General features: G+C 42.7%; 11 protein-coding genes. 7 read left to right on the forward strand and 4 right to left on the reverse strand.

The window, feature by feature from the left end:
- Positions 1-118 precede the first annotated feature (118 nt).
- From phrB to MSP8886_RS05745, 3 genes are read right to left on the reverse strand one after another with little or no spacing between them, the layout of a single operon-like run.
- Complete coding sequence (gene phrB / locus MSP8886_RS05735; RefSeq protein WP_067013642.1) at positions 119-1,522, reverse strand: deoxyribodipyrimidine photo-lyase; 1,404 nt, start codon at positions 1,520-1,522, stop codon at positions 119-121.
- Positions 1,523-1,531: 9 nt separating this feature from the next.
- Positions 1,532-2,530, reverse strand: a complete 999-nt coding sequence (locus tag MSP8886_RS05740) for a YbgA family protein (protein ID WP_067013644.1) — start codon at positions 2,528-2,530, stop codon at positions 1,532-1,534.
- Complete coding sequence (locus MSP8886_RS05745; protein WP_139063092.1) at positions 2,527-3,525, reverse strand: NAD(P)/FAD-dependent oxidoreductase; 999 nt, start codon at positions 3,523-3,525, stop codon at positions 2,527-2,529. The genes MSP8886_RS05740 and MSP8886_RS05745 overlap by 4 nt, the downstream gene beginning before the upstream one ends.
- Positions 3,526-3,728: 203 nt before the next feature.
- On the opposite strand from MSP8886_RS05745, the gene MSP8886_RS05750 reads away from it, so the two are divergent.
- Entirely contained in the window at positions 3,729-4,619 is an 891-nt protein-coding gene (locus MSP8886_RS05750) for a MerR family transcriptional regulator (protein WP_067013648.1), read from the forward strand.
- Positions 4,620-4,772: 153 nt separating this feature from the next.
- Positions 4,773-5,012, forward strand: a complete 240-nt coding sequence (locus MSP8886_RS05755) for a DUF2061 domain-containing protein (RefSeq protein WP_067013649.1) — start codon at positions 4,773-4,775, stop codon at positions 5,010-5,012.
- Between the two features lie 103 nt (positions 5,013-5,115).
- Here MSP8886_RS05755 and MSP8886_RS05760 read toward each other — a convergent pair whose 3' ends face one another.
- Positions 5,116-6,462 (reverse strand): sodium-dependent transporter, encoded by a 1,347-nt coding sequence (locus tag MSP8886_RS05760; RefSeq protein WP_067013651.1) that lies wholly within the window; start codon positions 6,460-6,462, stop codon positions 5,116-5,118.
- Positions 6,463-6,956: 494 nt separating this feature from the next.
- On the opposite strand from MSP8886_RS05760, the gene ectA reads away from it, so the two are divergent.
- The 5 genes from ectA to MSP8886_RS05785 all read left to right on the forward strand — a co-directional run bounded on the left by ectA (position 6,957) and on the right by MSP8886_RS05785 (position 11,994).
- The gene (ectA, locus tag MSP8886_RS05765) at positions 6,957-7,448 is read left to right on the forward strand and encodes a diaminobutyrate acetyltransferase (protein WP_067013653.1); all 492 of its coding nucleotides are present in this window, start codon (positions 6,957-6,959) and stop codon (positions 7,446-7,448) included.
- A gap of 60 nt (positions 7,449-7,508) precedes the next feature.
- Positions 7,509-8,822, forward strand: coding sequence for a diaminobutyrate--2-oxoglutarate transaminase (gene ectB, locus MSP8886_RS05770; RefSeq protein ID WP_067013655.1), 1,314 nt, complete (start codon positions 7,509-7,511; stop codon positions 8,820-8,822).
- Positions 8,823-8,998: 176 nt separating this feature from the next.
- Positions 8,999-9,388, forward strand: a complete 390-nt coding sequence (locus MSP8886_RS05775) for an ectoine synthase (RefSeq protein ID WP_067013657.1) — start codon at positions 8,999-9,001, stop codon at positions 9,386-9,388.
- 80 nt (positions 9,389-9,468) lie between these two features.
- Positions 9,469-10,467, forward strand: a complete 999-nt coding sequence (gene thpD / locus MSP8886_RS05780) for an ectoine hydroxylase (RefSeq protein WP_245659040.1) — start codon at positions 9,469-9,471, stop codon at positions 10,465-10,467.
- Positions 10,468-10,554: 87 nt separating this feature from the next.
- Positions 10,555-11,994, forward strand: coding sequence for an aspartate kinase (locus MSP8886_RS05785; protein WP_067014492.1), 1,440 nt, complete (start codon positions 10,555-10,557; stop codon positions 11,992-11,994).
- The last annotated feature ends 5 nt before the right edge of the window (positions 11,995-11,999 follow it).

Genomic DNA, 11,999 nt, shown 5'->3' on the forward strand with positions numbered 1-11,999 from the left:
ACACATCAAACAGACTCAATTACAAAAGATTATAGCTCTAATTATAGAGCTAAACCAATCATTACGAAAGTTTTATTGGCAATTTGCTAAAAGGCTAACTGAATTGGCGTTTGACGGTTTAGGAGTGATGGTTTTTTAATCGATCAAACGCTTCGATGGCTGCTTTGCGTGCGGTTTTATAATCCACAATCGGGTTCGGGTAACCTAGTGCGTCTCTTTGATCGGTAGACGGATTATGAATCGATTTATTATCCAAGCTTTTTAGCTCTGGGACAAAACGACGAATAAACTCCCCTTTTGCATCGTAGCGTTCCGACTGCCTTGTGGGGTTGAAGACACGAAAATATGGTGCTGCATCGCAACCTGTCGAAGCACTCCATTGCCAGCCACCGTTGTTGGCCGCGAACTCACCATCAATCAGTTTGCTCATAAAATACTGCTCTCCGTGATGCCAGTCTGCAAATAATAACTTGCTGAAGAAGCTTGCAGTGATCATACGTAAGCGATTATGCATCCAGCCTGTTTGATTGAGTTGTCTCATGGCCGCATCGACGATAGGAAATCCCGTTTGGCCTTTTTGCCAAGCAAGCCGCTCTGCTTTGTTGTCGCGCCATACTATGCGGTCTGTTTCAGGTTTAAAGGGTTTGTGTTTTGATAACGTAGGAAAGTGCAGCATAAGCTGACGGTAAAAATCTCGCCAAGCCAACTCTTTTAACCAAATACTGTCTTGCCATGATCGGCCTTGCTCATTGCAAACATAGGCTATGGCATACACGCATTCCCTAGGCCCCAATGCGCCAAGGGCAAGATAAGGGGATAATGTACTGGTGCCTGGTGTCATGGGAAAGTCACGTTGTTTGTCATACAGGTCTTCTTTACGATGACAAAATTGCCAAAGTGTTTGGTTGGCTTTGTCTTGATCTGGCTTCCAGAGATCATCTCGAAACGGCTGTTGCCATATCATGGTAAGAGGCTGTTCAGAGAGCGCATCTGCTTGTTTTTTGGGGATAGGCAGTGGCTCAATAGATTGCTCATTCAACATGGTGAGCCAGCGTTTATAAAAGGGAGTAAAGACCTTAAAAGGTGTACCTTGTTGACTTAGTACTGGGCGAGAAACGATCAGGTCAGGCTCTTGTGGATGTACTTCAATGTGAATGGCTTGGAGTGCTTGCTTAACTGCTTGGTCTCTTTGCCGTTCGTGGATCGGGAAATCTTGGTTGTACCACAGGTGTTTGATGCCATTGTCTTGGCAATATTGGCACAAAATATCAGGTATATGCTTAAAGCGATCTACTTCAATGAGGTCCGCTGGAATACCAAGACTGACCAGTTTGCTAAACAAACAGCGAATCAAACCTGCTCTCAGTCCTATTTTTGACCCAGACTCATGATGCTCTTGCCATTGTTTTGGCGTGGCAATCACAATCACCCGAATGGGACCTTTTAGGGAGGCAAAATATAAGGCTGGATTGTCTTGCCAGCGTAAATCATTCCGGATCCAGACGAGCTGCTCTATAGCCATAAAAGACTCCTATACGGTATTGCGGATGCCAAGCGCACTTGGGTAAGGGGCAAAATAACGTTGTTCTTGTACATATTGACTGCCGTAATGTTTTAAATAATGGTGCAACAGGGCCACAGGCGTGGCGAGATTCACCTCTCCTCGGCGGTATTGTTCAATCACGTTTAATATGTCTTGGCGGATCGAAGAATCAACCGAGCGTTTTAGATAGCCAATAAGGTGCATTAATACATTACAGTGGTTTTTTCGTTTAGCAGGTTTGGCAAGAGCGGTCATAAAGCCCTCAAAGTACGCTTCCTTTAGCTCATCTAATGTTCTTGGGTCGTTACCAGAGAGCATTTTTCCTAATTGTTTGTAAGCGGCTTGAGAATGGGCCATAACCAAATATTTGTAGCGGCTATGAAAAGCAATAAGGGCTTTCATGCTTGGTCTGGCATTGACACAGTGGCGAAACTCATGGTGGGCGAATACTCGTGTTAAAAAGTTTTCACGTAGCATAGGGTCGTTGAGTCGACCGTCTTCTTCGACGGGTAAAAGTGGATAGCGGGATTGTAAGGCTCGGGTGAATAATCCTGTTGTGCGCTGCATATGAGGGTGGCCATTTTCCTGATAAACCTTGATACGTTCTAGTCCACAACTTGGAGAGTTTTTCATCAGAATATAGCCGTCTAAGTGGCTTAGCTGATCAATATAGGGTTGGCTGGCGGCCATGAATACGTCGGAAACATCGCCTCCTTTTTGATCTGAATAGGTCATTCTTGGGGCCTCTGGGTCACCTTCGAGACGTAGTGTTGGCCGAGGTGTTCCAAACCCAGCAGCGACTTCAGGGCAAAATTTTTGATAATCAAAATAGGTGCTTAAATGTTGATCGCAATAAGTGGATCGACTATGTCCACCATTAAATCGAACATTATCACCCAGCAAACAGGCACTGATGCCAACAGGAATGCGGTGATTTAGATGATCTGCATGAAATTGGTGTTGTGGGAGCTGTTCAATGGTTGTCATCTTGTTATCCTCATCTGATTGAGATGGTCACATAGACTCAAAGCGCTTATTAGGGCACCTTCAGCATCACCTTGGCAGAGCCAATCACCAGCAAGGCCAATATTTTTCTGGGTATGCCACATAAACGGCTGCTGATGGTTAGTCGCTTCGGTTCGTGCCAACAGCCATCGATGGGGAGCGCCTGTATTTTTCGGTATGAGTTGAGTTTCATGGAAAAATGCTTGGCATAATAAGGTCGCAACGACGCCTTTATTCTCTTCCAAATGGTGCTGAGTCCACTCTGGTGACGCCTGTATGACCCATCTTTCTGCACGGCTTTGCCCTCTGTTAGGCTTGTTACTGTCTTTGACAAGCCTCTGTAATGATGACGATTTGGGCGTTATGATCGATGGCATTGTAGAAGGCTCAGTGTCTAGCCACATGGCCCATTGTGGTTGAGTCGTTTGGGCTGCCTTATGAGCGCTTGTAAAGAGTTCATTGATATCCTGAGTTGTTGATAATAGCGCCGCCGTCTGAGAAGCCGGTGCGGTAATAATAAGGCATTTAGCTTGTGCTACGGTCTGGTGTTGCTCATCACAGAGTCGCCAAATATTCGTTGTTACCAGACTATCTTGTTCAAGGTAATGGATACGTGTATTGGTAATTAAATTGCTTTTAGCTAACCAATGACGAGTAATGGCGCTCATTTTGGGAATACCAACATATGCCTGTGCATCAGACCAGTAAGCCGCAACACCTTGCTCTACCAATGCTGTAAAAAGTGGTCGAGTGGCTTTATGGCTAATTGAAATAAAGGGAGTACCAAGCTCACAGCTTGTGCTTTGGTCAAGACGTTTACTACTAGCACGGCCACCAGAGCCCCGACTCTTTTCAATAACACAGACTGACCATCCCATGTGGGAAAGTTGTTGGGCGCATAAACTGCCCGCAAGTCCTGCTCCGACAATCGCAACATCATAGTATGGGGGCGAGCTGTGTGGTGTTTCCTTGGTCATACTTTTCTCTCCCATTATCTAACCTTGCTTTGAGTTATCTGTTGTAAGACTTATACGGTAGAATTGCTTGTATAATTTATTATTTATACAATATAGATGCTTGTACAAGAAATGCAATGCATCTTGTACAAAAAAAAAAATGTACAGCTTTTAGTTTTGATTCAGAGACCTTGGCTGGATAGACTAGTGGGAGAAAACGCTAGGTGAAAAATGATTTGAATAAAGAGAATGCAGACGTCTTTGCTATCCGAACTTTATCGGAAAAGACTGGTGTAAATTCTGTGACCTTGAGGGCTTGGGAGCGTCGTTATGGTTTGTTAAAGCCAAAACGAACCGCGAAAGGTCATCGTTTATACAATCTTAATGATGTGCAACGAGTTGAGTCCATTGTTCATTGGATCCAACAAGGTGTTTCAGTGAGCAAAGTTCGTTCTTTATTGGACAAGGTGGATACAGGGGCATCATTGGAGAGCCTTGAGCTTTCTAATGAGTGGTTGGACTGGCAGGATCAGTTGGTAATGGCATCATACGCATTTGATGAGGATAAAATAGCGCACTTGTATCAACAGGTTTTCTCTCAATACCCATCATCAATTGTTGTACGTAATTGGATTATCCCCAGTCTTGATAAGCTTGCTCGAGAAGCCGCTGGTCGCTTTTGTGAAACTGTTTTGACGGCTTGTTTGTGTTCTCGGTTAATGACATTAAAAGATCAACAAAAAGCCGCCCCTAAGGTGTTAATCACTGGACTATTAGGGCAGCGCACTTTGTGGTGTTTTTTAGCGGCTGCCATATTAAGCGACCAAGGTCATTCCTGTATGGTCATGCCAATGATGGCTAGTCCTCAAGAGCTTAATGAGCTTGTATTGGAAGGGGATTCTCAAGGTGTGATTGTGTTTGCTGAAGGGGAATTTATTAATAATATTAATGAGTCGATAGCGATGATGTCTTTATGGGGAAAGCCTACTTCTATTATTGGAGCAAGTTTCTGGGTGGCTTTGCAAGAAACTGAGGTGGCATTGGCAAAGTCAGTTTACGCTTATTCGGAGCCATTAGAAGGGATTTTAGGGTTCGCTTTATCCAAACCTCGCTAATTGGAATTTGGTCTCTTCTATCAATTACCAATATCATATGAGCTTTTAATAAAATATCTATTAGAACTATTCAGATAATATATTTAGTCAATCATAAGATCTCCTCTATTATCAAAGTCATCAAAAGAGTTTAGAAAAACAGAGGAGATTCACATGACTAAAACACTTACTTTCGCCGTGATGCACTTTACCATTGCCTTTACGGTTGCTTATGTTATTACTGGAAGCGTGTTGGTTGGTGGTGCGGTGGCTCTTATTGAGCCAGCTATTAACACAGTGGCTTTTTATTTTCATGAGAAAATTTGGGCGCGTTATTCTGGGTCAAACAGTCAGGCCATGTTGGTGAATATTGTTGAATCAGCCAGTGAGAGCTATGCACTAAGATCCATGTAATTAGGGTATTTTTTTGATCATGTGATTTGACGTTTTTATAAAAAAAGCCTCATTTATCCACTGGGTAAATGAGGCTTTGATATGTCTACTGAACCGCTTTTAGTTAAAGGTTTAAAACAAAAACGATAGCAACAGCAATTGGGCTAATGACCATCACGCTTATTTTCCAGTATGAGAAAAATAGCTTAGAGATAGATAGTTCTTCTGCGGAGAATTTTGATTTAACGGCCCAGCCAGCGAAGAGTGCTGTGAAGATACCACCAAGTGGTAACATGATATTCGCTGTCGCATAGTCTAAGAAATCAAAGATATTCTTACCGAAGAGGGTAATGTTACTCATAAAGTTAAAGGAGCCAAGACAAGCAATCCCCAGTAACCAAACGATGAAACCAATGCCGATTGAGGCTGTAATACGTTTGACCTTCATGCGCTCCACGATAAAGGCAACGGCTGGCTCCATTAGTGAGATAGAGGATGTCCAAGCGGCGATGCCCACAAGAACAAAGAATAGGAAACCAAATAGTTGACCAAAAGGCATTTGCCCAAAGGCAACGGGCAAAGACATAAACATCAAGCCTGGGCCGGCTGCCGGATCCATCCCATTGGCGAAGATCACAGGGAAAATACACAAGCCAGCGACTAGGGCTACCAATGTGTCCAAAGCGCCAATGGCCAACACAGTACTACCAATAGAGGCTTTCTTGGGCATATAAGAGCCGTAAGCCATCATGGTTCCCATACCAAGAGATAAAGTAAAGAAAGAGTGGCCTAAGGCAACTAATACCGCCCCCCAGCTTAACTTACTGAAGTCAAAATCAAACATGAAATGCCAACCAGCAGAAAAGCTTTTTGTGCTCATGGCATAACCAAGCAGAACAAGTAAGAGGATGAAAAGCGCAGGCATCATGATGCGAGTTGCAATCTCAAGCCCTTTGTTTACGCCTCTTGCTACTACAAATACTGTCATCACAACAAACAAGGTATGCCAGCCGAGCAGTGTCATCGGATCGGCTAGCAACGCTTTAAAGGTGGCACTGGCTTGATCGGATGTCAGTCCTGCTAGCTCTCCTGTCGCCATGGCTTTGATATAGTTCAATACCCAACCGGCGACAATGGAGTAGAAAGAAAAAATCATAATGCCAGTGAACATACCAACGATGCCAATTAGTCCCCATGCTTTAGTTTGACTGGACTCCTCAGCAACATCTTCCAGAGAGTCGACGGGGTTTTTTCTACCTCGGCGGCCAATAAAGACCTCAGCCATCATGATAGGAATGCCCACAAGCAAAATACACACGAGGTAGACTAGAACGAAGGCTCCACCTCCGTTTTCTCCGGTGATATAGGGAAATTTCCAAATATTTCCAAGGCCAACGGCAGAACCTGTCGCCGCCATAATAAATACCCATCGGCTCGCCCACGAGCCCTGACTAGATGTCTTTTCTTGCATAATAATCTCTAAAAAAGTTGAAAGTTAAACAGCGATACCACGCCGCCTCCTACAAACAACGTATATTGAGGACTTTGCAAATGATGTTTTTGTGCAAGGCTCTCATCACCATTAAATGGCGACAGGTTTGATTTGTGGGGGCTAGCTTTTTATTAGGGGCAGGATTCTCCGAATTTTGTTTCGATCATGCAACAAAAAAACGACATTTTTTATCTTAACCCGATTTTTTAGCAATGCCTTATTTCTTAAGGCGTTCGGGAAGTTCACCAAGATATCTTAAGGAAAATATTTCTGAACAAAACATTAGTTCTCTAAATAAATGCTGGACATATGAATTAATCTGTCTAGAATGGTTAGACATCAAATCACTTTGTTGAGACTTGGAGTGATAAAAAAATCATTACCCCTCGATTATTCGGGGCTTATATGTGTGTTTCTAGATTAGAAGGCACTCATTATTTGAATAGATACTTTGTTTTCTAATTTGTTGAGGTGTGGCTTTGAAAAACATAGAGCTTATTAAACCAAGCGCAGAGCATGGTATGCCAGTTAACCAATTGGTCGCTAGTTGTCCTCCACTGGATACTAATTCGGTGTACTGCAACTTACTGCAAGCGGATCATTTTAGTGAGACTAGTGTTTCGGCAATGCTAGAAGATCGTTTAGTTGGCTTTATTTCTGGCTACTTGATTCCGAATAGAACAGATACTTTGTTTGTATGGCAGGTGGCAGTTGGAGAAGCGGCAAGAGGCCGAGGACTGGCCAAAAAAATGCTGTCTTCTGTATTAGAGCGTCCAGCTTGTTCCGATGTGGCTTATATAGAGACCACTATTACCCAATCTAACGAAGCTTCATGGGCATTGTTCCGTAGTATTGCTAAGCAATTAGACGCGCCACTAGAAGACACTGTTCAATACGATAAAGATAGTCACTTTCAAGGAAAACATGACACAGAATTTTTGGTTCGCATTGGGCCTTTTCAATAGGGCCTCATTGTCCTGTTCTGTTTATTGATTTGTATAAATTTAATTAAGAGGAAGTAACACATGAAAATTTTTGAAGAGCTTGAATCGGAAGTACAATCATACGCACGTTCATTCCCTCGTGTTTTTCATCGTGCCCAAGGTGCTCATTTGTTTGACGAGGATGGCAACAAATACATCGACTTCCTAGCAGGGGCTGGTACGTTGAACTATGGCCATAACAATCCTGTCTTCAAAGAAAAATTAATCGAATACATTATGGAAGATGGCGTTACCCATGGCTTGGATTTGCATACCAAAGCGAAAGCGGCCTTTCTGGAAAGTTTTAATGAGTATATTTTAAAACCTCGAGATCTAGAATATATGGTCCAATTTACCGGACCGACAGGAACAAATGCTGTTGAAGCTGCGTTGAAGCTCGCTCGAAACGTAACCGGTCGTGAAAACATTGTGAGTTTTACGAATGGTTTCCACGGTTGTAGCTTGGGGTCCCTATCGGTAACAGGTAACTCTCATCACCGTGGTGCAGCTGGTACCAGTTTAGGCGCAGGTGTTTCAACGGTTCCTTTTGATGGCTACCTTGGCGATGGTATTGAAACCACGGAATATCTAGACAAAGTATTGTCGGATTCAAGCAGTGGTGTAGACCTTCCCGCTGCGGTTATTGTTGAAACGGTTCAAGGTGAGGGTGGTATTAATGCTGCAAGCTTTGAATGGTTGCAGAACCTAGAAGCGGTATGTAAAAAACACGAAGTGTTACTGATTGTTGATGACATTCAAGCTGGTTGTGGTCGTACTGGTACGTTCTTTAGTTTCGAGCCTGCGGGTATCAAGCCAGACATCGTTACTATGTCGAAGTCAATTGGTGGCTATGGTTTGCCATTTGCCATTGTCCTTATGACACCTGAATTGGACCAATGGAAGCCAGGTGAGCATAACGGTACTTTCCGTGGTAATAATTTGGCGTTTGTCACAGCAAAAGCCGCTATTGATACCTTTTGGAAAGACAATACCTTTGAAAAAGAGATTCAGCGTAAAGGGGATTACATCCTTAAGCGTACTCAAGCCATTGTGGATAAATACGGTGAAGGTAACTTTACCCTACATGGACGAGGCATGATGCGCGGTATTAACTGTGTCAGTGGTGAGCTTGCTGGCAAGATTACGCACAAATGTTTCCAAAATGGCTTAATGATTGAGACATCAGGTGCAGATGATCATGTTGTTAAGTTCCTTTGTCCTTTGATTATTAGCGATGAAGATCTCAAGCAAGGTATCGACATTCTTGAGAGCGCAATCAAAGAAGTATGTGCCAAAGAAGACGACATGCCAGAGGCAAAAAGCTATTTTGATGAAAATTACGACATCGCCGTATAACAGCATTGTTGAAAGTTGCAACTCACTCTTAACTAACTCGGTGTTGTTATGAGTAGCTGGCTGTTGCCATAAGAATCGATATGGCATACACCGAGCTTAAGAGTGAGGAAAATATATCGAATCAAGGTGGTCTACCACCTGTTTAAAATTGTGAAGATCGTTTATAGGAGAATACTATGTTTGCACGTGATTTAGCTGAATGCGAAAAGACCGAACGTCGTGTTGTTTCCCCTGATGGAAATTGGGAAAGTACTCGTTTGCTGCTAAAAGAAGATAACATGGGGTTTTCTTTCCACATTACGACAATTTATGAAGGCAAAGATTTTGATATGCATTATCAAAATCACTTAGAGTCCGTGTACTGCATCTCCGGTGAAGGGGAAGTGGAAAGCCGCGAAACGGGTCAAAAACACCATATCAAACCAGGTGTTGTATATGTCTTAGATAAACACGATGCCCACACTCTACGAGCCTTTAAAGAACTTAAATTGGCATGTGTGTTTAATCCACCGATTACAGGCAAAGAAGTACACAACTCAGAAGGCGCTTACGAGTTGTTAGATTAATAAAACATCTTTTAATAGAGTCAAGTAAAGGTACAAAGCTCATTTCGTTAACATAGAGAAGTATAGAAGGAGGAGCGATAATGTCATCGTCGGCGTATGTTCTAGATAGTGAGTCTCCTGAAGTATTGGGGCAAACTAAATGGAGTGTTACTACTGATGAAATGTTGAAAAAAGATAGGGTAGTCGATGATTATCCATCTAGACAATATCAGAAGCCTACGTATTTCAATCGCAAAGACCCCGTTATTTTCTCTGATGATCGACAAAAAGCGCCTTTAGATGAGGCGCTTTTAGATCACTATGAAAAAAACGGCTTTTTATTTCTAGATCATCTTTTTAGCGAAGATGAAATCGCAAAAATGCAGCGATATATGCAGTGTTTGCGAGATGATGAGTTTATTAAACAACGTGAAGAGAGCATCACTGAAGCCAACAGTGGCGACATTTGTTCGGTATTTGATGTTCACAAACTGAATGATTTTTTTCAAAGTGTTGCCGAAGATCCGAGACTGGTAAGAATCGCGGAATACATATTGGGTGATCAGGTTTATCTCCATCAACCCCGCTTAAATTACAAGCCGGGGTTTAGGGGGAAAGAGTTTTATTGGCATTCTGATTTTGAAACTTGGCATGTAGAAGATGGCATGCCGAGAATGCGAGCACTGAGTATGTCTATTACCCTCACACCTAATGACCATAACAATGGTCCCCTTCTTGTCATTCCAGGGTCACACCACACTTATGTTTCCTGTGTGGGGGAAACGCCAGACAATAACTATCTGTCATCGTTAAAAAAGCAAGAAGTAGGCGTACCTGATGATCAAATAGTACAAAACTTGGTGGAATCATATGGCATAGAGGCCGCAGTAGGGCAACCGGGGCGAATTATTTTATTCGATTGCAATTTATTGCATGGCTCCAACGGTAACATTATCCCCGCGCCTCGCTCAAATTTGTTTTTTGTTTACAATGCTTTATCCAATCGTGTTGGCAAACCATTTGGTGATACTAAAGTAAGACCAGAATATATTGCCGCCAGAGAAGACATTAGGCCGTTGAAAAAAGTGATTAATACTTAAACTTTTTGCAGCCTTATGACAATATAGCGGCAGTTTAGATTTTGGCTGGAGACTGCTCTTCAGCCCCTTAATAAATTGGGTTTAATGATGGGACTACATACAGTTGAAAAAATCGGTGGTACGTCCATGAGCGACTACCACTCTGTACGCGATAATATCGTGTTTAAACCAGCTCAAACGAATGACTTATATAACCGCATTTTTGTAGTATCAGCTTATGGTGGTATTACCGACCAGCTGCTAGAGCATAAGAAAACTGGAGACGCTGGTGTTTATGCCTATTTCGCTAAAGAGCGAAATCAGGACTCTTGGTCCAAAGCGCTGAAAGATGTGCGGGCTGCCATGTTGGAAATTAATCACTCCTTATTTGATGGGGCTTTGCTTGAAGAGGCGAACTACTTTTTGAATCGCCGTTTGCAAGATGCCCAAGAGTGTTTAGAAGACCTACATCGTTTGTGTCAGCATGGTCACTTTTCAATCAGTGAACATTTGGCGACGGTACGTGAAATGTTGGCGAGTCTTGGCGAAGCACACAGTGCTTGGAATACCGCTACTTTATTAAAGCGTGATGGTGTCAATGCGGTATTCGTTGACTTGACGGGTTGGAATAGCCCTTGTCATATGTCTCTTGATGAACGAATTATCGATACATTTAAAGACATTGATCTGTCTACTCAGTTGCCTATTGCCACAGGTTATGCCCACAGTGAAACGGGTTTAATGTCAACATTTGATCGCGGCTACAGTGAAATGACCTTTAGTCGAATTGCGGTTTTGACTGAAGCCCACGAAGCAGTTATTCATAAAGAGTTTCACTTAAGCAGTGCGGATCCTAGATTGGTTGGTGAAAACAAGGCAGTGCCAATAGGCCGAACTAACTATGATGTTGCCGATCAATTAGCCAATTTGGGGATGGAAGCGATTCACCCTAAAGCCGCAAAAGGGCTACGCCAACATAATATCGCGTTACGTGTGAAAAATACCTTTGAGCCTGAGCATACGGGTACTTTGATTACCGGTGATTACGTTAGTGATGAGCCTTGTGTTGAGATTATTGCGGGTTCTCGTGGTGTGTTTGCGGTTGAGATTTTTGATCAAGACATGGCTGGTGATATTGATCAGTTTGATGTGGCGATACTGAAAGTGATGCGTCAGTTTAAAGCTCATATTATTGCCAAAGACATTAATGCGAACACTATCACTCATTATTTAGGTGTAAGTCTAAATACCTTGAAACGGGTGATGAAAGTACTGCATGAAAAATTCCCTGATGCAGAAATTTCTCAGCGTAAAATTGCTATTGTGTCTGCAATTGGTAGTGATATGAAAACAACAGGTATGTTAGCAAAAGCGGTGAAAGCGATTGCTGAACAAGATATTAACGTACTTGCTATGCACCAATCTATGCGCCAAGTAGATATGCAGTTTGTTGTAGAAGAGGAAGATTACGAGAAAGCGATTTGTAGCTTACACAAAGAACTTGTCGAAGTGCACGAGCACGGTCGAGCTATCTGTCTTGCTTCCTAAAAGTC

The organism is Marinomonas spartinae (assembly GCF_900089775.1).
Lineage (GTDB): Bacteria > Pseudomonadota > Gammaproteobacteria > Pseudomonadales > Marinomonadaceae > Marinomonas > Marinomonas spartinae.

Coding starts and splice junctions, on each gene's coding strand:
- phrB (WP_067013642.1), bottom strand. CDS start 1,522: ATGGCTATAGAGCAGCTCGTCTGGATCCGGAATGATTTACGCTGGCAA.
- MSP8886_RS05740 (WP_067013644.1), bottom strand. CDS start 2,530: ATGACAACCATTGAACAGCTCCCACAACACCAATTTCATGCAGATCAT.
- MSP8886_RS05745 (WP_139063092.1), bottom strand. CDS start 3,525: ATGACCAAGGAAACACCACACAGCTCGCCCCCATACTATGATGTTGCG.
- MSP8886_RS05755 (WP_067013649.1), top strand. CDS start 4,773: ATGACTAAAACACTTACTTTCGCCGTGATGCACTTTACCATTGCCTTT.
- MSP8886_RS05760 (WP_067013651.1), bottom strand. CDS start 6,462: ATGCAAGAAAAGACATCTAGTCAGGGCTCGTGGGCGAGCCGATGGGTA.
- ectB (WP_067013655.1), top strand. CDS start 7,509: ATGAAAATTTTTGAAGAGCTTGAATCGGAAGTACAATCATACGCACGT.
- MSP8886_RS05775 (WP_067013657.1), top strand. CDS start 8,999: ATGTTTGCACGTGATTTAGCTGAATGCGAAAAGACCGAACGTCGTGTT.
- thpD (WP_245659040.1), top strand. CDS start 9,469: ATGTCATCGTCGGCGTATGTTCTAGATAGTGAGTCTCCTGAAGTATTG.
- MSP8886_RS05785 (WP_067014492.1), top strand. CDS start 10,555: ATGGGACTACATACAGTTGAAAAAATCGGTGGTACGTCCATGAGCGAC.